Raw genomic sequence first — 19448 nt, 5'->3', positions numbered from 1 at the left:
GCGCTCATGACCGATACTTCCCGATCCGATGCGCCGCCGAAACTCGATCCCGAGCAGCTGCAATTGCGAGCCTCGCCCCGCCGCGCTGTCCGATTCAGGCGCGGTGTGATCGTCGCCATCGCTGCAGTCGGATCCGGTGCCATTCTGGGCGTCACGATGATGGCGCTTCAAGGACCGGCATGGCGTATCAAGCACCAGGCAGAGGACCGCTATAACACCGAGCGCAAGCCACCCGCCGAGGGACTAGAAGCGCTTCCCAAGGACTATTCCGGGATCATGCCGAAGGCCCCTGTGCTCGGACCGCCACTGCCCGGCGACCTCGGTCGCCCCATCCTTGAACGCCAACGTCAGCTCGGCATCGCGCCAGGGCAGGATATCTCCGCCGAGGAGCAGCGCCTTGCCCAGCAAGCAATTGAGGCGCGCGAGTCGCAAGTCTTGTTCCGGATCGACAATCGACCCAGACAGACAGATGTCGCCGGCGGCGGGCCGAGTGCGCAGCAGCCGTCTGAGGCGCTTCCGCAATCCGGAGCGACGCGCGCGTCAGCTTCCGTTGCCCCAGCCGAGGGTGACCAGAACAACCAACAGCGCAAGCTCGATTTTGTCAGTCAGCGAAACACAAGCGGGATCTACAATCCGCATGCGCTGCAGACGCCGGCCTCGCCCTACCAACTGATGGCCGGCAGCGTGATCGCGGCCAGTCTCGTCACCGGCATAAATTCCGACTTGCCTGGCCTTGTCGTCGCGCAGGTCACCGAGAATGTGCACGACACAGTCACCGGCAGCATTGTGCTCATTCCGCAAGGCTCACGCCTCATCGGCACTTATGACAGCGTCGTGGCTTTTGGGCAGAGGCGCGCATTGCTGGTCTGGCAGCGAATAATCCTGCCCGACGGTTCCTCGATCGAAATCGACAATCTGCCAGCGACGGATACTGCCGGCTATGCCGGGCTTGAAGACAAGGTCGATTTTCACACCTGGCAGCTGATCAAGGGAGTTGCTCTAGCGACGCTACTGGGCGTTGGTACCGAGTTGAGCTTTGGGGAAAACGAAAGCGACCTAGTTAAGGCGATCCGGGAATCCACTCAGCAAAACATCAGTCAAGCCGGCCAGCGCATCACCGAAAAGAACCTGAATATTCAACCCACCATTATCGTCCGCCCCGGTTGGCCCCTCCGCGTGATTGTACACAAGGATCTTGTGCTGCGCCCATACCCGACTTGAACAGGAGTAATCATGGCAGATCTGAAACTTGGAAAGCTTCCAGACCGGACACCTTCGAAGATGACCATCACCGTTAGCGCGGACTTGAACCAAGCACTCAAGGACTATGCGGCGCTTTACCGCCAGACCTATGGCGAGTCTGAAACGGTAGCGGAACTCATACCTTTCATGCTGGCAGGGTTTCTGGAAGGTGACAGAGCGTTTGCCAAGGCCAGAAAGGAAAGCTTGCCTGCCGCCGGCATGTCAGAGAAATCGCGACGCGTGTCAGGTTCAGATTCCGAGTAATCGAAGCATAAAGTTGGTCAATTGGCGCAGCCGCCCGGGTGCCTAATTTCCCGGCGGTCGCGGCCTACCGATCCGTCATGTAAGGCCTATGCGCGAACTTCGAGCAGCTGGAGGTCAAGTAAGTGCCTGGGCGGCCCGGAAACCGCGAACAAGGCGCAGGGCGTGCTAGCCGCACTCATGCATGGTTTCAGACACGTGGGAACGCCGTGCGGTTGTTACTCAGAATGAGCCCATCTCAAAGGGGCATTCAAGAGCCGCAGCGCTGAGTAGCGAAAGCCGCAATGGGGTGCGTCGCTGACATTCAGTGAAAGACTGGGCCGAACAATCCAACCTGCTTGGGCGGATACGAAGTGGAGCCCTGCCTGCAGGGTTCCGGCGGGTCCCAGCCCTCTGCCATGCGACCCCCTTTGGGAAATACCCGCGTCGTCACAGCATCGTAAAGTGGCGTCATATGCACTATCGAATTGTTAGCTGCTGGTTTCGGCGATTTTGAGGAGGTTCGCGATCGACTGAAGACGGTGACGTTCGTCTGTGGCACTCAGACTGCCACTGAGTGCCTGGCCGTTCCACTTTCGAAATATTTGTCGAACTTCGCTGCAATGCTCCTTACAAAGGGACGACTTTCCGCCGATACGACGTAACTGTCACCTTGGAGTTCAAGCGGTCGAGCAGGGTCGCCAATGGCGATGGAGCTTGCTTGGAAAAGAAGCTTTTGTCCGGCTTCCCCGAAGCGTTCCACCAGATCGGCTGCTGAAAAGCCGAAATCGCACATCAAGCGCTCGATGATCCAGCCGCGAACACGGTCATCTTCGGAAAACGCGATGCCGCGGACCGTGGCCAGATGTCCCCCCTCGACCATGCGTCTATATTCGGCTGTCGACGGCATGTTCTGCGAATAGCCCTGTCGAAACCGGCTGATCGATGACGACCCGAGCCCGATCAGTGTTTCGCAGCGATCCTCGGTGTAGCCCTGGAAATTGCGGCGGATTGTTCCCGCGCGAGCCGAGACTGCAAGCGCATCATCCGGCCTGGCGAAATGGTCTATTCCAATCGCCTCGTATCCGGCGCCCATGATCAGACGGGCGGCAATTTGCCACTGAGCGAACCGTTCGGCCGGACCCGGCAACCATGCCTCGTCGATCATAGTCTGATGCTTCTTGAACCAGGGCACATGCGCGTAGCCGAACAGCGCCATCCGGTCCGGCTCCAGAGTCAGCGCCTGCGCCACGGTGGAACAGACGCTCTCCCTGGTCTGATGCGGCAGGCCGTAAAGCAAATCGAGGTTCACGGACCCTACGCCGCGAGAGCGAATGCCGTCTACAACCGCCTTGGTCTGCAAAAAGCTCTGCTCGCGATTGATCGCCTTCTGCACCTTCGGATCGAAATCCTGAACGCCGACGCTCGCCCGCGCCATGCCGATCTCGGCAAGTGTATCAAGGCGGGCTTCGTCCATGTCGTTGGGTTCGATTTCGACGCTGATCTTCGCATCGGCAAGAAAATCGAAGCTATCCCGCAGGACAGTTCCCAAGGCTATCATATCCTCGGGCTTCAGCATGGTCGGCGAGCCGCCGCCGAAATGCACGGCGCGGACATGGGCCTTGCTGCCGACAAGACCGGCGACAGTCGCGATCTCCGCGTGAAGCGAGCGGAGATACGAAGCCACCGGCTCGTAGCGGCGGGTCTGCTTTGTATGGCACGCACAGAACCAGCACAGCCGGTCGCAATAAGGGATGTGCAGGTAGAGCGAGACCTCGTCACCGCTTTCGAGCGCCTTCAACCAGCTTCGATAGACATCAGCGTCGACGCCAGGATGGAAATGCGGCGCGGTCGGGTAACTGGTATAACGCGGGACGTTCTCGCCAAGCCTGGCAGCTAATTCCGGTCTCATTTGGTGGTCCGCCGTTTTTGCCTCGCCGGAAGTCTGGACGCGTCGAAGAGCCAATGCCCTGATTTCGGTCAGCCTCCAGCACGGACAAACTGCCGCAAGGATTTCTCTGCCATCGCTTGCTATCCTGTCGAAACTTGAGATCGGTAGCGCGAGCGTAATGACAGTACGGCAAGACATTCACAGTTCCGGCATTCCCGTTCTTTGCCTGTCTTGCGCAGCACGACATCGCGGCGTCTGCGGTGCGCTCGATCCAAACCATTTGGTTGGGCTAGCCAAAACTTCGTCGCGGCACAAGCTCGAGCCGGGGGTCGAACTGATCACCGACGCCGAGGCCGTCGACAGCTATTCAAACTTGCTTTCAGGCGTTGTGAAGCTGACGAAGTGCCTTTCGGACGGCCGCCAGCAGATTGTCGGTCTTCGGTTCGCACCGGATTTTCTGGGACGGCCCTTCAAGGTGAAAAGCACGATCAATGTGGAAGCGGCAACCTCCGTCTCCCTGTGCTCGTTTCCGAAGGCGGCCGTTGAACGGATAATGAAGGAATCACCGGGACTCGAGCATCGCCTGCTCAAGCAGACGCTGGACGAACTCGACGAGGCACTTGAATGGATGGTGACTCTCGGGCGCAAGACCGCACCGGAGAAGGTGGCGAGCTTTCTCCTCATGATCGCCCGGAATATGGATTCCAGTATCGACCCGGCGGCTGGGTCGGCATGCTTCGATCTGCCGCTGACACGTGCCGACATCTCTGATTTCCTTGGACTGACGAACGAGACCGTGAGCCGCCAGCTTACGCGATTGCGGGCTGACGGCGTGATCCGGATCGAGAACAAACGCCATGTAACGGTCGACAGCATGAGCCGGCTGGAGCAGCGCTGCGGCGGCCGAGGCGCGCGGCAACCGGCCTTTGAATGAGACCTAAGCGTCGGGGCCTTCGTCGCTTATTACGATCCGCGGCAGGACATGCTCGCGTTCGAAAGCGATGTGTCGCCGCAAGCCTTCGAAGAAGCCGCGTAGCATGAATCCGACAGCTTCCGCGCTCTCTATCGGATCACCATGACCGATCGCTAGGAGCGTTTCGGCCACCTCGCCAGCGAAGCATTGATCCTCAAGGTGCTCGATGCGCAACCGGCTGGTAGAGGCAAGTTTGGCCTCGGCCGGGGTCAAGTGCGCCTCATACGCAGGGAAAATCACCCTCTCCTCAAACCCATGAATGTCACGGAGCAGCGGAACGATCTTCTTGGCCGTTCCAAGACATTTGAGGCGGTCGACGTTCGGCAGTGCATCGGCAATGCTTTCCAGCGAGAAGCAGAGCTCCAGCTTTTCCCGATGAGCAAGCTTCATGACCTCGCCCGGAATCGCCTCTGTGCCGGCCTGGCGCGAGAAAGCCGCACTTGTCCATGAGCGGGTTGGCCCGTGCTGCGTTTCCTTGTTCAAATCGCCACCTTCTGATTGCACCGAACTCGATGCTGCCCGAAGCAAAATCGTGCGGCTCTGACATGGATCAGGGCGAGCAGGCGGCAACTACGGAATTAATGCACCGCGGATTTGGCGTCCGCGCATTGGAATCCTGGTCGGGGACATGTCATGAAATTCGGCACGGAGATCGTCGTTCTAAGCCTGTTTGCTTTTGCGGCCCTGGTGGCTGCCGGCTTCGGCGTAGAAGGACCTTTTCGCCAGCATATGGGGGTTTTGTTCTTCGCCGTGGCTGGCTTTACCGCGATCCTGCTGCGCAACACAGATTTCAAGCCGGCGGCTCCGATCGACACCTCCGCCTACATGGATGGCCCGATCCGCTACGGAGCCATTGCAACGGTATTCTGGGGCGTCGTCGGCATGCTCGTCGGTGTGATCATTGCCCTGCAGCTGGCATACCCTCACCTCAACATCCAACCCTGGTTCAATTTCGGCCGGCTGCGGCCGCTGCACACATCCGGCGTCGTCTTCGCCTTCGGCGGCAACGCTTTGCTTTGCACGTCTCTCTATGTCGTGCAGCGCACGTGCCGCGCCCGGCTGTTTGGCGGCAAACTGGCCTGGTTTGTGTTCTGGGGTTACCAGCTGTTCATCGTCATGGCGGCGACCGGCTACCTGCTCGGCATCACCGAAGCCCGCGAATACGCCGAACCCGAATGGTATGTGGATCTCTGGCTGACCATCGTCTGGGTCGCCTATCTCATCCTGTTCCTCGGCACGATCCTGAAGCGCAAGGAACCGCATATCTACGTCGCCAACTGGTTCTACCTGTCCTTCATCGTGACAATCGCGATGCTGCATGTGGTCAACAATCTGTCGATGCCGGCGTCGTTCCTGGGCTCGAAGAGCTACTCCGCCTTCTCCGGCGTCCAGGACGCCTTGACGCAATGGTGGTATGGCCACAACGCCGTCGGTTTCTTCCTCACCGCCGGGTTCCTCGGCATGATGTATTATTTCGTGCCCAAGCAGGCGAACCGGCCGGTCTATTCCTACCGCCTGTCGATCGTCCACTTCTGGGCGATCATTTTTCTCTACATCTGGGCCGGCCCGCACCACCTGCATTACACCGCCTTACCCGACTGGGCGCAGACGCTCGGCATGGCGTTCTCGATCATGCTGTGGATGCCGTCATGGGGCGGTATGATCAATGGCCTGATGACGCTGTCTGGCGCCTGGGACAAGCTGCGCACCGATCCGATCATCCGCATGATGGTGATGGCAGTCGCCTTCTACGGCATGTCGACCTTCGAAGGTCCGATTATGTCGATCAAGACGGTCAATTCGCTGTCGCACTACACGGACTGGACCATCGGCCATGTCCATTCCGGAGCGCTCGGCTGGGTTGGCATGATCTCGTTCGGCGCAATCTACTACATGGTGCCGAAACTGTGGAACCGTGAACGTCTCTATTCGCTGCGGCTCGTCACCTGGCACTTCTGGCTGGCGACGCTCGGAATCGTCGTCTACGCCGCGGTGATGTGGGTTTCCGGCATCATGCAGGGCCTGATGTGGCGCGAACACGACGAGCAGGGTTTCCTCGTCTACTCCTTCGCCGAAACCGTCGCCGCCATGCATCCCTTCTACGTCATGCGTGCCATCGGCGGTGCGATGTACCTCACCGGCGCCCTGCTCATGGCCTGGAACGTGACCATGACCATTCTTGGCCACCAGCGCGAAGAGCAACCAATGCCAGGTTCCGAGCCCGCCCTCCGGCCTGCCGAATAGGGAGCCAGACAATGGGCTTGATGGACAAACACGCGATCATCGAGAAGAACGCCACGCTTCTTCTCGTTGGCTCTCTTCTTGTCGTGACCGTCGGCGGCATCGTCGAGATTGCGCCGCTTTTCTATCTCGACAACACGATCGAGAAAGTCGAAGGCATGCGGCCCTACTCGCCACTGGAACTCGCCGGACGCAACATCTATGTGCGCGAGGGCTGCTACCTCTGCCACAGCCAGATGATCAGGCCTTTCCGGGACGAGGTCGAGCGCTACGGCCACTACAGCCTGGCCGCCGAGTCCATGTACGACCACCCCTTCCAGTGGGGCTCGAAGCGCACCGGCCCTGACCTTGCACGAGTCGGCAACCGCTATTCCAACGAATGGCACGTTCAGCACCTTATGGATCCACGTTCGGTGGTGCCGGAATCTATCATGCCTCGCTATGCCTTCCTGAAGGACGCTCCGATCGAGGTGAAGGACTTCTCGACGCATCTGGTTGCGAACGCGCGTGTTGGCGTCCCGTACTCCGATGAGATGATCGCGCACGCCAATGCCGATCTGATGGTCCAGGCCGACCCGAATGCCGATGCCTCCGGCGTCGAGAAACGCTATCCGAAAGCCAAAGTCGGTGATCTGGACGGCAATCCGCAGCAGGTGACCGAGATGGATGCCCTCGTCGCCTATCTGCAAATGCTGGGAACACTGGTCGATTTCAAGACCTATGACGATGCAGCCGGCTACCGCTGAGGGGGACGCAATGAGCTATAATTTGATGCGGGAATTCGCGGACAGCTGGGGTCTGCTTGCCATGGCGCTCTTCTTCGTCGGCTGCATTGCCTTTGCCTTGCGTCCCGGCGGCAAAACACAGGCCGATCAAGCCGCCCAGATTCCACTCAAGGACGACTGATCATGAGCAGCGAGTATATCGATGAAGTCTCGGGCATCTCAACGACCGGTCATGAATGGGACGGGATAAGGGAGCTCAACACCCCATTGCCCCGATGGTGGGTGATAACCTTCTACATCACCGTCGCTTGGGCGGTGGCTTATACAATTGCGTATCCGGCTTGGCCGATGCTGTCTTCCGCGACCAAGGGTGTGCTTGGCTATTCCAGCCGCAACGCTGTCAAGATTGAGCTGGCGGCTGCCGAAGCCGCCAAGGGCAAATATGTCGCGGCCATCCAGCAGAAGACCGTATCCGAGATTGCAGCCGACGACGCGCTGCGTGAATTCGCGATAGCGGCCGGCGGAGCTACCTTCAAGGTCAATTGCGTGCAATGCCACGGCTCGGGCGCCCAAGGGTCGAAGGGCTTTCCAAACCTGAACGACGATGACTGGCTGTGGGGCGGCACGACCGAGCAGATCCAGCAAACGATCGCGCACGGCATCCGTTTCGCATCCGACCCGGATACTCGGCAGTCGGAAATGCCCCCTTTCGGTGACATCATCACGCCCGAACAGATCGCACAGGTCGGCGCCTATGTCGCCAGCCTCTCGGGCAAGGTCCAGGATGCAAGTCTTATCGAGCCCGGCGCCAAGGTATTCGTGGAAAACTGCGTCGCCTGTCATGGCGATAATGCGAAAGGCAACAAAGAGCTCGGCGCGCCCAATCTGACCGATGCGATCTGGCTCTACGCACCCGGCGAGACAGCCATCGCCGTCCAAGTCCGCGCGCCGAAGCACGGTGTCATGCCGGCCTGGATCGGGCGTCTCGGCGAGACGAAGGTTAAGGAACTTGCGGTTTATGTCCATTCGCTTGGCGGCGGAGAATAGGAACGGAAGCCTATTCTCGGCCCTCCCCGCCAAGCGACGGGGCCCGGCACGAGTCGGGCCCCGACACCATTCCGGCATGCGGCGATTGACCTGCAGCAAGGCGGCGCGGCCCACACGGCGAAGCGGGCTCACTGCAGACCGGACGTCTGTCGAAGCAGACAAGTCCGTCGCACAACGATGTCATAGGCCGCGCGCGAGTGGAGATGCACGTGCTGGATAAAACGCAGATGGAGCGGCTCGAGGCAAAAGCGGTCAACTCCGCCAAGACACGACAGCCGCTCTATGCTCCGCGCAAGAAAATCTTCCCTAAACGCGCCTCGGGCAGCTTTCGCCGCTTCAAATGGCTGGTGATGGCGATCACGCTGGGCATCTATTATCTGATGCCCTGGTTGCGCTGGGATCGAGGTCCGTTTGCTCCTGATCAGGCCGTGCTGATCGATCTTGCCAACCGCCGTTTCTACGTCTTCTTCATCGAGATATGGCCGCAGGAATTCTACTATGTCGCCGGCCTTCTGATGATGGCCGGCATCGGCCTCTTCCTGATCACGTCCACCGTCGCCCGCGCCTGGTGCGGCTATACCTGCCCGCAGACGGTATGGGTCGATCTTTTCCTAGTTGTCGAGCGGGCGATCGAAGGCGATCGCAACGCTCGCATGAAGCTCGACGCCGGCCGCTGGACCGCGCGCAAACTGGTGCTGCGTGTGTCGAAACACGTCATCTGGCTGGTCATAGCGGCAGCTACCGGCGGCGCCTGGATCCTCTATTTCGCCGATGCGCCGACGCTGATCGGCGACGTATTCAACGGCACCGCCGCTTCGGTCGCCTACGTCACCATCGCGGTGCTGACGGCGACCACCTACACGTTCGGCGGGCTGATGCGCGAGCAAGTCTGCACCTACATGTGCCCGTGGCCGCGCATCCAGGCTGCCATGCTCGACGAGAATTCGCTCACTGTGACCTACAATGACTGGCGTGGCGAACCTCGTTCGCGGCACGCCAAGAAGGTCCAGGCTGCGGGGCAGCCGGTCGGTGACTGCGTCGACTGCAATGCCTGTGTCGCAGTCTGCCCGATGGGGATCGACATTCGCGACGGCCAGCAACTCGAATGCATCACTTGCGCGCTGTGCCTTGATGCCTGCGATGGCGTCATGAACAAGCTCGGCAAGGAGCGCGGGCTGATCTCCTATGCGACGCTGTCCGACTACAACGCCAACATGGCGGTGGCGACCGCAGGCGGCTCCGGTCCCGTGAACCCTTCACTCGTCAGAACGGCCGACAGCACATTCTCCGCCAGGTTGGCGCATTTCCATATTCGCAAGATCTTCCGGCCGAGGACCTTCTTCTACATGGGCGCGTGGACGGCGGTCGGGCTTGCCTTGATCTATTCGCTGCTGACGCGCGACCGACTCGAGATCAACGTCCTGCACGACCGCAATCCGCAATTCGTGACCCTGTCCGACGGCTCGATCCGCAACGGTTACACCGTCAAGCTGCTTAACATGATCCCCGAGCCAAGGACGATCGTCGTCACGATGCAGGGCTTGCAGGGAGCCGAAATGAGCGTCGTCGGCAGTGATCTGCCGGCAGCTCGCTTCTTCGCCATCGCGGTCGAACCCGACCGGCTAAACATGCTGAAGGTCTTCGTGCGCCAGCCAGCGGGTGAGGTTCGGCACGCTGCACAAACCTTCAAGTTCCGCGTCGAGGACAGAGCGAGCTTCGAATCGGACGAATACACCGCCACCTTCAACGCCCCGGAGATCGCCAGATGAGCACCAATACGCAAAAGACGCGTGAGTTCACCGGCAGGCACATGCTGCTCACCATTCTCGGCTTTTTCGGCGTGATCATCGCGGTCAATCTCACGATGGCGACACTCGCCAGCACGAGCTGGACCGGCCTTGTCGTCGAGAACACCTATGTGGCCAGCCAGCAATTCAACCGAAAGGCCGAGGAAGGGCGCGCGCAGGCGGCACTCGGCTGGACCGGCAAACTGACGATCGCTCGGGGTGAGGTCCGCTACAGCTTGAGCGATACCACCGGCAAGCCGGTCCCCTTGCATGGCGTCAAGATACTGTTTCGCCATCCCGCTTATGAGGCCGAGGACAAGTCCGTCACTCTTACCCTTGCTTCGGCTCAGGAGTTTGCAGCACGGGACGTGCCCAAGGATGGCGTCTGGATCGTCGAAGTCGATGCCGACGTCGGTCTCGCGGAGCCCTATCGCGACGTTCGCCGGATCATAATTTCGCAAGGAGCGCTGCAATGAGCTGTTGTGCACCCAGCGCGGAACTGGCGCTGGATCTGACCGGTACCACATCGGTCCTGCCGTCTAGCCAGGAGATCAGGTTGGCGAGCCGGTCGCTTGGCGACAATCTTTGGCAGACCGACCTTTCAGTGCCGACGGTTCACTGCGCGGCCTGCATCCAGACGATCGAGACGGCGCTGGCAAAGCTCGACAATGTCGAAGGCGCGCGTGTCAACCTGTCGACGAAACGGGTCGCGATCCGGTGGCGTGGCGACGAGGTGCCACCCTTCGTCGCCGCGCTGGGAAGGCTGGGCTATCAGGCGCACCTTTTCGCCGCCGAGATCGATGAAAAGGACAAGACGCTTGCCGAGCTGATCCGCGCGGTCGCGGTCGCCGGCTTCGCCGCCGGCAACATCATGCTGCTTTCGGTCTCGGTCTGGTCCGGCGCCGAAGGCGCAACGCGGGACCTGTTTCATTGGGTCTCGGCGCTGATTGCGATCCCGGCACTGGCCTTCGCCGGCGGCATCTTCTTCCGCTCGGCCTGGAACGCGCTGCGTCACGGCCGCATGAACATGGATGTTCCGATCGCGGTCGGAGTGTCCCTCGCCTATGCCATGAGCCTCTATGAGACGATCAACCACGGCGATCACGCCTATTTCGACGCGTCGGTTTCGCTGCTGTTTTTCCTGTTGATCGGTCGCACGTTGGATCACGTGATGCGCGAGCGGGCCCGGACCGCCGTGAAAGGCCTGTCCCAGTTGGCCGCACGTGGCGCCATGGTGCTGCGCGGCGACGGCGCGCGCGACTATCTGCCGGTTGGCGAGATCGAACCCGGCATGCTGCTGTTGATCGGGGCCGGCGAAAGAATCCCCGTCGACGGCAAGATCATTCAAGGGGCCTCGGATCTCGACTGCTCGCTGGTTTCCGGCGAGAGCACGCCTCGAAACGTGGCGGCAGGTGAAGCCGTGCAGGCCGGTGTCCTCAACCTGACCGGCTCGCTGACGATTGAGGCCACAGCCGCCGCGAAAGATTCGTTTCTGGCGGAAATGGTTCGGCTCATGGAAGCCGCAGAGGGCGGCCGCGCGCATTATCGCCGGATCGCCGATCGCGTTTCAGGGCTCTATGCCCCGGTGGTTCATCTCACAGCCTTCGCGACGTTCCTTGGCTGGATGGCGGCGACCGGCGACTGGCACCGGGCGATAACCATCGCCATCGCCGTTCTCATCATCACATGCCCATGCGCACTCGGCCTCGCCGTGCCGATCGTGCAGGTAGTCGCCGCGCGGCGCCTGTTCGAAAACGGCATCATGGTCAAGGATGGTTCGGCCATGGAGCGCCTGGCGACGATTGATACAGCGGTGTTCGACAAGACCGGAACGCTCACGCTCGGCCAGCCCCGACTGGTCAATGCGTCGTCGATCGATCCGACGATGCTGGCGATCGCAGCCGACATGGCCGCGCACTCCCGCCACCCGTTCTCAAAGGCCATAGCCGGTTTCGCGAATTTTGTCGGTCAACCGAAATTGGAGGCCGTCAGCGAGCACCCCGGTTTCGGGATCGAAGCCACAACCGCGGACAGCACCTGGCGGCTCGGTCGACGCGGATGGGCTGGATGGAAGGCTCGAACCGGCGGCGAAGGCAAACATGGCTACGGCACGGTTCTGACGAAGAACAGGATGATTGTCGCTTCCTTCGCTTTCGAGGATGCGTTGCAGGCCGATGCCGGGAGCGTCATGGCGCAATTGAACGATGCAGGGGTCGCGGTCGAAATGCTGTCGGGCGATACCGCGGACGCCTGTGGCGATGTCGCAAGAATATTGGGCATCGACCGTTTTGTTCCGGCGCTGCTGCCGTCCGGGAAGGTTGAGCGGATCGAAGTGCTGACCAAAGCCGGCCACAAGGTCCTGATGGTGGGCGACGGGCTCAACGACACGCCAGCGCTGGGCGCTGCGCACGTCTCGATCGCTCCAGCCACCGCCGCCGATATTGGTCGCAACGCGGCTGATTTCGTGTTCCTGCGTGAAAGCCTTTCGGCAGTAACCCTTGCGCTGGACGTCTCGCGGAAGGCAGGGCGGCTTATCCGCCAGAACATAGCCATCGCGATCATCTACAACGCCGTTGCCGTGCCGATCGCCATCTTCGGCAACGTCACGCCGTTGGTCGCGGCGGTCGCGATGTCCGCCTCATCGCTGCTGGTGATCGGAAACGGGCTGCGGCTGCAGGGCTTTATGCTCGCCGAGCTGACGAGGGCTTCTTCGGCAACACATTCCGGCATTCACCCATCAGCGCGGTCATCATGACGATACTCGTCTACCTCATGCCAGTCGCCCTATTTCTTGGCGCACTGGGGCTGACTGGCTTTCTGTGGGCGTTGAAGAGTGGCCAATATGAGGATCTTGACGGAGCCGCTGAGCGCATCCTCCGGGACGACAAGCCGGAACGCTGAGCCAGAGCGCTATTCCCGACGCTGTGCTGACGCCGGCCCTCAGCCGACTCGGAATAACGATCGTGCCGGGTCGATGCCAACCAGCAGCAGGCGCTTTGCGGCATCGCGGGCTTGGCGTACCTCGGCGAGAGAAATGAGAAGATAGCTGTCTAGCGGCAGAAGTTTCTGCTTGCCTTCAAATCGATAGGTGAGGCGGCATAGGCGGGATCCGGAGGACTGCATCCAAAACTGGAGCCCGCCACCGTCAGAGGCCCAATCCGGTCCAAGAAGATTCTTTGTTTCCAAATAGTTGTGATTTGCGCAGCGGCAGCGCTACCAACATAGATACCAAAATATTTCTGCGGATTGTTTCGGTTCCCAATCTATCCGCGGCTGGACTCGTGGGAGTGACAAGGGCATCGGCAACACTATAGGCGCAGTTATGCGACGCTAAGTTTCCGGAAATAGCTTAGGAAACAGTTCGTCCAACGTGTCGACCGGGAAGCGTAGCGATACCGGTCCTTTCGGGGTATCGGACGCAAGCAGGCCAAGCTCGAGCACCTCGGTAAACACGCGGCGGGCCCTACGTTCCGGCAAGCCAGCGATACGTGAGGCCTCACCGCGATCGAACTCGCCGCGCAGAAGCGCCTCCTCGAGCAGCCGGAAAGCTTCCGGCTTCAGGTCGTAGCGTTGAACAAACCGCTGCAGGCGCCGGGCAAGTTGGTTAAAATCGAAAAGGCTGGACATGAAACTGACCTGGTCGATGCATACGCGTGCGCGGATGCAGCTTGGCGCCGAGAACCGCCGAGCTTGCTGACAGCTCAGCCAGCGCGTCGGAGATAGGCTCCGCAACGTCTGCCAGGCGCGCCGGCTCGATGCGCTGTACGGTCTCTTCCATGATTGGCCGATGCTAGATTGCGCTAAGTACATATGTGTCAACAGAAATTTTAGCTGAGCGCCCATAACTGGCCGATCATTTGGCCGATGTTAGGCGCTACCTCAGCTTCACCGAGACGGTTGATCGATGACGCCAATGTCGATGCCGATGATGGCCGATATTCGCCATGCTCAGCGCATTGATAGCATGTACAAATTTGCGATCGGTAGGCTTGAGAATCATCGCTGAACCGAACATAACAGGAACAAACTGGTGCAGTGGTGTGAGGAAGCTGGTGTTTTTATGCGCTTTATCTGGAAGATGGGTGCCATCATACGTTGGCAGAAAATAGCGTGCGGCCCGGCTCTGGATATGCGATGTTTCTTAGGCACGGGCCGGTGAGATTGCTTGCCCCGCCGCGTTCGCGAACGATCCGTTCTCGTGAACTACAGCGTCCGCTTGCTCCGAGTCCGTTTGAAGTTAGGCGAGCAGAATGACTGTCTTCTCCGAAAAATTGCGCCGGTTGCCTGAGACAATCGAGTTGGCGAGCGCGCACGGAGCTGGCGACATTGCTTTCGCTCTTTCACAAGGGAAAGGACGGCTCGCCGTCGCTATTGCCTCGGGGGGATCCGTAGTTACAGCAGAATTCTTCTCGCGGTGCCGGACAACATTGCAATTGGGTCCGACGATGGTGATGACACCCATGCAGTTCGTCCTATCGATGGAAAATTGGGATGGATGCGATATCTGGCTGTTCAGCGCCGGAGCGAACAATCCTGACATCGCGGCAGCCTTCCGTGTCGCAAATGCATCCAGCTGCAAATCGCTCCAGTTGATGACAGTTCAATCGGAAGGCGCGACAACCATTGTGGCCTCAAATAGTCCTCGCGCCAAAGTGATTGTTACGCCAGTTGCCGATCCCAAGGATGGGTTTCTAGCGACGCATTCAATGATTTCGATGGTGACCGCCTTGTTGATGGCGTCAGATCTCACCACTGAGCAGCCGCAACGCGGGAGATTGGCCGAAGAACTCCGAAAGCGCGCGGAAGAGGTGCTAAGTGCACCTCAAAGCCCAGACTTCGATTTCCAGGTTGGGGATACTCTGTTCGTTCTGCACGATCCGCAAAACGCAGCAGCTGCAACGTTGATTGAAACTTCTCTTTGGGAGACCGGAATAGCGCCAGTACAGAGGACTGATTTCAGAAACTTCGCTCACGGTCGTCATGTTTGGGCGGCGAAGCATCCAGAGACCATGTACGTGCTGGCTTTGACAACCGCGGAAAGTGGCGATGTTTGGAAGCCCATCCGTGCAGCACTTCCTTCCCAGACCAGGATTCAAGATGCTGAGTTCGATCACGGTGGCCGATTGGCCAACGCGGTCAGCATTTTGTGGGGTCTATCCTTCGTTCAGCACCTCGGAAACGCTACGAGTATCGATCCGGGACGCCCGGGGAGAGGCGCGTTTGCCGAGGCGATATATGACAATCCCGCGCTCGACACGCTTTCGCGAGATTTGACTTCATCGGTTCGACACAAGACGTCCGCGCGGATGTACTTTGATCCTATCGATGAGCGATCAGCATCACTTTGTTCCGTTGGGCGAGAGAGGCTGCTTAGTTTGGGGGGCGCGAGCTTTGTCGGTCTCGCGCTCGATTATGATGGGACGGTCGTCCCGAACGATCCGCGTGAAGCCCGGCTCGGTCCTCCTCCCAAAGCGATTATGCACGAACTGGTCAGGCTTGTTGATGACGGCATCCAGGTGGGCTTTGCGACAGGACGCGGCGGCTCCGCTGGCGAAAAATTGCGAGACGCCCTTCCGAAGCGGATACATAGAAATGTCCTCATGGGTTATTATAACGGCGCCCACATTCGAACGCTCGACGTCGACATAGCTGAGGACCCCCCGCAACGAAATCCGAACATTGCCGAGGTTACCCGGTGGCTAACGGGCTCAGGCCTGCTTCGCGACGGAGTCGAGATCAAGACGCGTCCAATTCAGGTGTCGATTGACTGTGCCGATGTCATCGACGTCGAGCGTTTTGCGGATGGCTTGGCTGCTTGCCCTCAGATAGTCGAAGGTAGCGTGAAGGTGCTGAGATCTCACCATAGCGTCGATATCGTCTTGGCATCTACGTCAAAGCTCCGCGTTGTAGAGGAGCTCGCCCGTCGATCCGGCGATGCGAGCAAGGCCGTTCTCGGCATCGGAGATAGTGGCTCGCCATTGGGAAATGATCGGGAGCTATTATCCGGACCGCATTGTCTAAGCGTTGGCAGTGTTTGCGGCGCTTCAGGCGGCGCTTGGACGCTGTTTGGATCAAAGTTGCGAGGTCCGGATGCTCTCCTGCGCATTTTGCAGGCCGCTCGTGCGAAGGGATGCGAAATGATGATTGATCTTTCTGCTCTGACCCTCGATCAGCACTCTTGAAATGGTGACCGAGAAAAAACAGAGTGGGCCAGCTTATGACCGGGAGAGTCCGATGAGTGCAGTCGACGTGGTCGGCACAGGATTTACTGTTCTCGACCGCATCTACGCGGACTCGTTGGCGGTGTCGTCCGAGGATCTTGGTGGCTCTTGCGGGAACGTTTTGATTTCGCTCGCCATGCTTCAGCGGAATGTGGCGCCGGTGTTGAGCCTCGGTGAAGACGAGGTTGGCATCCGTCTTGTGGTCGCATTCCGGCACGCGGGAGCCGAGACGCGATACATCCGACAAACAGAACACATCCGCTCGCCGATCCTTGCTCAGCGTCTGCATGGGCCCGGGGTACATACATTCGAATTTAGGTGTCCAGAAACTTCCATCGATCTTCCGCGATATGAGCCGATAGACTGGGAAGATGTGAGCCGGGCTCTGCCGGCGATCAAGAACTGCAATGTCTTCTATACGGATCGATTATCCGGAGCGATCGTCGATGCGATGGAAGCTGCGGCCGACGCAGGGTCCACCGTCTATTTCGAGCCATCCGCGCTTGGCGATAAAGAGCTTTTCAGACGCGCAGTCGCTGCAGCGTCCGTTCTCAAGTTCTCAGCAGAGCGTCTGGCAACACTGGCGGGGCAGGTCGCCCCCCACGACGCCCTTTTCCTAATCGTGACGCACGGAGAAGCTGGTCTGGAGGTACGACGGGGAGCTGAGAAGGCGTGGTGCAAATCCTACCCGGCGCCCGAATTGCGCGACACCTGTGGTTCTGGCGATATGGTAAGCGTTGGCGTGATTGATTGGCTGCTGAGCCGCCGCGACCGCGCGACCCGGAAGATTTCAATTGACGAATTCGTTGTCGGAATCGAAGCTGGACAACGCCTGGCTGCCGAGAACTGCGCCTATGTCGGTGCTCGCGGCATCTTCCGCGAGCGTGGTGCAGAATACGCGCGGTCTGTCTTGCGGGGGTAAACCCGATGTCGGCAGTTTCAGATTTGCATTGGCTCTTCTTACGCCGCCTTCGAGACGTCGTCGTTCTGAAGCTTTGCACGGAGTTCCATCAGTAGCTCTCCAAGCATATTGCGACCCTGACCATTCACCTCTCCCCAGAGCCGATTCACCTCATTGTCGACGGTCGCAGTTTCAATCAGTCGAGCTGAGCCCGTCGATACCAGCAATTCGCGAAGATCTTCATGCTGAGTGAACTTGGCTCGGAGCACGCACCTCATCCTGTCAAACTTTGTCCGTGACCAGCCTGGGCTGACATCCCAGTAATATAGCCCGTGCGCCGCCATCGCCAGAAGCGCGGGAGACGGTGCCGCCATAAGCCATGCTTTGACTTCCGGCTTACGCGCCTTGCCGGCCTGATAGGCGTGCTCGCTCGTCGCAAAGCGCTCGCCTTCGAATTCAATCTCGCGCCGGAATAGATTGCTGAAGGCCCCGTAAGGCTTCTCGCTGGCACGATAGAACCGGATTTCCTGGCCAACATCCGTCACGAAAAACTCCATTGTAAATTTGCATCGTTTAGTGCATGCAAATTTACATGAAGCCGAAGCAAATTGAAAGGGCGGAGTTGGTCCGCCATATCAATGAAAAGCGCTTAGAAGCAGGCCTTTCTTACGCGGAACTGGCTGACATTGCTGATGTCGACGCTAGCCAAGTTTCGCGTATTTGTCGGGGGCAATTCATTACGTTCGGAGCGAGCGTCGTGCGAATTTGCACGACCCTCGGGCTGCAAAATACGCAGGGTGAAGGAACGACATGGAAACGCAGTCGGCACGCATCCGATCCGAACTGGGCAAAGCTGGAGCGCTCAATTCGGCGTGCTTGGGATAATACACCGGCCGGTGCGGAGCGGCTTGCAAAAGTCATAGCTGCGGTTGGCGAAATCACCCGCAAGTGAATCCCGTGAATTAAGGTAAGGACCAGGTTGATTTCGCTGGACGAACGCACTCCTCCCTGCGGTATATCGCTGCGGTCGGGTAGAGGTGTCATGGGGAGTTCTGATGAGGAAGGATTTGGCGGAAAGCCTGCTGGCAAAAATCATGGAATGGTCTGACGAGGAAAAGGCAGCGGAACGCGCTTATCTCGAAAGCTTTGCCAGTTACAAATACGACGAATATCAGCAGTTCTCGCCAGGCAAACGGTTCATCGAGAGTCTGGCGCTCTGGCTTGGGCAGTTCACCGGGGGTGAAGAGCGTCGCGAGGCTTACAACTTCGTGCGAAAGAGGCTGCTTTTCATATCCACAGATGAAATGAATCATCTGGTGGAGCTTACCTTCCCGACGATCATTCGCCCAATCCTAATCGCTGACACTGCGACCGAACTTGGGGTCGATCCACATAAAGTGAAGGCAATCGTCGACACGGTGGAGTATCGAACTCGACTTCGCCAGACACTGGTCCTAGGCCTGAGCGACGGTGCGCGAACAGACTGGTTTCGTCGCGCGAATCCGCAAGAGATGTCCAATGAGCAAGTCTTTCATGCCTATGACGTTTCGGATCCGAAAAGCGAGGGCATGGTCCAAGACCTTCGGAAGCACCTAACGAAGATCTTGGGTCGAGAACCCCACGATCATGAGGCCCGGTTCCGGTACATCGTACTGCTCGATGATTTCACTGGCAGTGGTACGAGTTTCATTCGAGAGGATGGGCAAGGTGGATGGACCGGGAAGATAGCGAAGATCGTTAGCGGCTTAATGAAAGCAGGAAACCTTGGAGACGCGATAGCGAATTCCGGCGTCAAGATAATCATCATTCTCTATGTCGCCGGCGATCAGGCAATCGAGCACATTGAAAGCCGTTTGCCCAAGTTGACCTTCGGCAAGGGCACAGTCGAGTTCGAGGTGGTTCACAAACTGGGCGAAACGACGCCGCTCGATGATGCAAGCGACAGCCCAATCCTGGGGCTCGTCGCAGATGATCGATATTTTGACGACGATGCCGACGATGAGCATTCTAAAGTAGGCGGTACAAGCAAGCGCTACGGTTTCGCGAATTGCAGGCTCCCGCTCGTGCTAGCTCACAACACTCCCAACAACTCGATCTATCTGCTCTGGGCAGAGGACGACCAATCGGTTCGTGGCCTGTTTCCGAGAGTTAGCCGCCACAGAAAGCTACAGTAGGTGAGA

The 19448-nt window shown here is 59.1% G+C and carries 20 protein-coding genes; 15 read left to right on the top strand and 5 right to left on the bottom strand.

Annotated elements, in window-relative coordinates:
* The first annotated feature begins 6 nt into the window (after positions 1 to 6).
* On the top strand, positions 7 to 1221 hold the full coding sequence (locus LB557_RS19150) for a TrbI/VirB10 family protein (protein ID WP_027033456.1): 1215 nt from the start codon (positions 7 to 9) through the stop codon (positions 1219 to 1221).
* A 12-nt stretch (positions 1222 to 1233) separates the two neighbouring features.
* Positions 1234 to 1506, top strand: coding sequence for a DUF2274 domain-containing protein (locus tag LB557_RS19145; RefSeq protein WP_027033457.1), 273 nt, complete (start codon positions 1234 to 1236; stop codon positions 1504 to 1506).
* Between the two features lie 538 nt (positions 1507 to 2044).
* Here LB557_RS19145 and hemN read toward each other — a convergent pair.
* A complete protein-coding gene (gene hemN / locus LB557_RS19140) occupies positions 2045 to 3394 on the bottom strand; it encodes an oxygen-independent coproporphyrinogen III oxidase (RefSeq protein WP_027033458.1) in 1350 nt (449 codons plus the stop codon).
* Positions 3395 to 3551: 157 nt separating this feature from the next.
* Here hemN and LB557_RS19135 point away from each other — a divergent pair, with 157 nt between their 5' ends.
* Positions 3552 to 4307 carry a Crp/Fnr family transcriptional regulator gene (locus tag LB557_RS19135; protein WP_027033459.1) on the top strand — a complete coding sequence of 252 codons (756 nt, stop codon included), beginning with the start codon at positions 3552 to 3554 and terminating at the stop codon, positions 4305 to 4307.
* Positions 4308 to 4310: 3 nt separating this feature from the next.
* Here the strand turns inward: LB557_RS19135 and LB557_RS19130 are convergent, their stop codons facing one another.
* Complete coding sequence (locus LB557_RS19130) at positions 4311 to 4850, bottom strand: hemerythrin domain-containing protein (RefSeq protein WP_010914029.1); 540 nt, start codon at positions 4848 to 4850, stop codon at positions 4311 to 4313.
* A 129-nt stretch (positions 4851 to 4979) separates the two neighbouring features.
* Here LB557_RS19130 and ccoN point away from each other — a divergent pair, with 129 nt between their 5' ends.
* From ccoN to ccoS, 8 genes are all read left to right on the top strand, one after another.
* Positions 4980 to 6590, top strand: coding sequence for a cytochrome-c oxidase, cbb3-type subunit I (ccoN, locus tag LB557_RS19125; protein ID WP_027033460.1), 1611 nt, complete (start codon positions 4980 to 4982; stop codon positions 6588 to 6590).
* A gap of 11 nt (positions 6591 to 6601) precedes the next feature.
* Positions 6602 to 7333, top strand: coding sequence for a cytochrome-c oxidase, cbb3-type subunit II (gene ccoO / locus LB557_RS19120; RefSeq protein ID WP_027033461.1), 732 nt, complete (start codon positions 6602 to 6604; stop codon positions 7331 to 7333).
* 10 nt (positions 7334 to 7343) lie between these two features.
* Positions 7344 to 7493 carry a CcoQ/FixQ family Cbb3-type cytochrome c oxidase assembly chaperone gene (locus LB557_RS19115; protein ID WP_027033462.1) on the top strand — a complete coding sequence of 50 codons (150 nt, stop codon included), beginning with the start codon at positions 7344 to 7346 and terminating at the stop codon, positions 7491 to 7493.
* A 2-nt stretch (positions 7494 to 7495) separates the two neighbouring features.
* Positions 7496 to 8359 carry a cytochrome-c oxidase, cbb3-type subunit III gene (gene ccoP, locus LB557_RS19110; RefSeq protein WP_027033463.1) on the top strand — a complete coding sequence of 288 codons (864 nt, stop codon included), beginning with the start codon at positions 7496 to 7498 and terminating at the stop codon, positions 8357 to 8359.
* Between the two features lie 203 nt (positions 8360 to 8562).
* A complete protein-coding gene (ccoG, locus tag LB557_RS19105) occupies positions 8563 to 10128 on the top strand; it encodes a cytochrome c oxidase accessory protein CcoG (protein ID WP_080680419.1) in 1566 nt (521 codons plus the stop codon).
* Positions 10125 to 10622 carry a FixH family protein gene (locus LB557_RS19100; protein WP_027033465.1) on the top strand — a complete coding sequence of 166 codons (498 nt, stop codon included), beginning with the start codon at positions 10125 to 10127 and terminating at the stop codon, positions 10620 to 10622. Before ccoG ends, LB557_RS19100 begins: the two co-directional genes overlap by 4 nt.
* Entirely contained in the window at positions 10619 to 12901 is a 2283-nt protein-coding gene (locus tag LB557_RS19095) for a cation-translocating P-type ATPase (protein WP_027033466.1), read from the top strand. Before LB557_RS19100 ends, LB557_RS19095 begins: the two co-directional genes overlap by 4 nt.
* Positions 12898 to 13047, top strand: a complete 150-nt coding sequence (gene ccoS, locus LB557_RS19090; protein ID WP_006329249.1) for a cbb3-type cytochrome oxidase assembly protein CcoS — start codon at positions 12898 to 12900, stop codon at positions 13045 to 13047. Before LB557_RS19095 ends, ccoS begins: the two co-directional genes overlap by 4 nt.
* 39 nt (positions 13048 to 13086) lie before the next feature.
* On the opposite strand, the gene LB557_RS19085 is transcribed toward ccoS, so the two are convergent.
* Entirely contained in the window at positions 13087 to 13332 is a 246-nt protein-coding gene (locus tag LB557_RS19085; RefSeq protein ID WP_407660584.1) for an Arm DNA-binding domain-containing protein, read from the bottom strand.
* A 144-nt stretch (positions 13333 to 13476) separates the two neighbouring features.
* Positions 13477 to 13773: a hypothetical protein gene (locus tag LB557_RS19080; RefSeq protein WP_224713086.1), complete on the bottom strand. Its 297-nt coding sequence runs from the start codon at positions 13771 to 13773 to the stop codon at positions 13477 to 13479.
* A 623-nt stretch (positions 13774 to 14396) separates the two neighbouring features.
* Here LB557_RS19080 and LB557_RS19075 point away from each other — a divergent pair.
* Complete coding sequence (locus LB557_RS19075; RefSeq protein ID WP_027033468.1) at positions 14397 to 16328, top strand: hypothetical protein; 1932 nt, start codon at positions 14397 to 14399, stop codon at positions 16326 to 16328.
* A gap of 52 nt (positions 16329 to 16380) precedes the next feature.
* Positions 16381 to 17289: a carbohydrate kinase family protein gene (locus tag LB557_RS19070; protein ID WP_080680529.1), complete on the top strand. Its 909-nt coding sequence runs from the start codon at positions 16381 to 16383 to the stop codon at positions 17287 to 17289.
* 38 nt (positions 17290 to 17327) lie between these two features.
* On the opposite strand, the gene LB557_RS19065 is transcribed toward LB557_RS19070, so the two are convergent.
* Positions 17328 to 17825, bottom strand: coding sequence for an NADAR family protein (locus tag LB557_RS19065; RefSeq protein ID WP_032925939.1), 498 nt, complete (start codon positions 17823 to 17825; stop codon positions 17328 to 17330).
* Positions 17826 to 17860: 35 nt separating this feature from the next.
* On the opposite strand from LB557_RS19065, the gene LB557_RS19060 reads away from it, so the two are divergent.
* Complete coding sequence (locus LB557_RS19060; RefSeq protein ID WP_157279971.1) at positions 17861 to 18220, top strand: helix-turn-helix domain-containing protein; 360 nt, start codon at positions 17861 to 17863, stop codon at positions 18218 to 18220.
* A gap of 103 nt (positions 18221 to 18323) precedes the next feature.
* Positions 18324 to 19442 carry a hypothetical protein gene (locus LB557_RS19055; protein WP_027033471.1) on the top strand — a complete coding sequence of 373 codons (1119 nt, stop codon included), beginning with the start codon at positions 18324 to 18326 and terminating at the stop codon, positions 19440 to 19442.
* Positions 19443 to 19448 lie beyond the last annotated feature (6 nt).

Origin of the sequence: Mesorhizobium sp. BR115XR7A (genome assembly GCF_020165315.1) — a bacterium.
Taxonomy (GTDB): domain Bacteria; phylum Pseudomonadota; class Alphaproteobacteria; order Rhizobiales; family Rhizobiaceae; genus Mesorhizobium; species Mesorhizobium australicum.
The sequence above is the reverse complement of the archived record's forward strand: the minus strand, read 5'-3'. Positions and strand labels throughout refer to the sequence as shown.

Coding starts and splice junctions, on each gene's coding strand:
- ccoO (WP_027033461.1), top strand. CDS start 6,602: ATGGGCTTGATGGACAAACACGCGATCATCGAGAAGAACGCCACGCTT.
- LB557_RS19135 (WP_027033459.1), top strand. CDS start 3,552: ATGACAGTACGGCAAGACATTCACAGTTCCGGCATTCCCGTTCTTTGC.
- LB557_RS19075 (WP_027033468.1), top strand. CDS start 14,397: ATGACTGTCTTCTCCGAAAAATTGCGCCGGTTGCCTGAGACAATCGAG.
- LB557_RS19100 (WP_027033465.1), top strand. CDS start 10,125: ATGAGCACCAATACGCAAAAGACGCGTGAGTTCACCGGCAGGCACATG.
- LB557_RS19145 (WP_027033457.1), top strand. CDS start 1,234: ATGGCAGATCTGAAACTTGGAAAGCTTCCAGACCGGACACCTTCGAAG.
- ccoN (WP_027033460.1), top strand. CDS start 4,980: ATGAAATTCGGCACGGAGATCGTCGTTCTAAGCCTGTTTGCTTTTGCG.
- LB557_RS19060 (WP_157279971.1), top strand. CDS start 17,861: ATGAAGCCGAAGCAAATTGAAAGGGCGGAGTTGGTCCGCCATATCAAT.
- ccoG (WP_080680419.1), top strand. CDS start 8,563: ATGCACGTGCTGGATAAAACGCAGATGGAGCGGCTCGAGGCAAAAGCG.
- ccoP (WP_027033463.1), top strand. CDS start 7,496: ATGAGCAGCGAGTATATCGATGAAGTCTCGGGCATCTCAACGACCGGT.
- LB557_RS19115 (WP_027033462.1), top strand. CDS start 7,344: ATGAGCTATAATTTGATGCGGGAATTCGCGGACAGCTGGGGTCTGCTT.
- ccoS (WP_006329249.1), top strand. CDS start 12,898: ATGACGATACTCGTCTACCTCATGCCAGTCGCCCTATTTCTTGGCGCA.
- LB557_RS19095 (WP_027033466.1), top strand. CDS start 10,619: ATGAGCTGTTGTGCACCCAGCGCGGAACTGGCGCTGGATCTGACCGGT.
- LB557_RS19055 (WP_027033471.1), top strand. CDS start 18,324: ATGAGGAAGGATTTGGCGGAAAGCCTGCTGGCAAAAATCATGGAATGG.
- LB557_RS19080 (WP_224713086.1), bottom strand. CDS start 13,773: ATGTCCAGCCTTTTCGATTTTAACCAACTTGCCCGGCGCCTGCAGCGG.
- LB557_RS19150 (WP_027033456.1), top strand. CDS start 7: ATGACCGATACTTCCCGATCCGATGCGCCGCCGAAACTCGATCCCGAG.
- LB557_RS19070 (WP_080680529.1), top strand. CDS start 16,381: ATGAGTGCAGTCGACGTGGTCGGCACAGGATTTACTGTTCTCGACCGC.
- LB557_RS19065 (WP_032925939.1), bottom strand. CDS start 17,825: ATGGAGTTTTTCGTGACGGATGTTGGCCAGGAAATCCGGTTCTATCGT.
- hemN (WP_027033458.1), bottom strand. CDS start 3,394: ATGAGACCGGAATTAGCTGCCAGGCTTGGCGAGAACGTCCCGCGTTAT.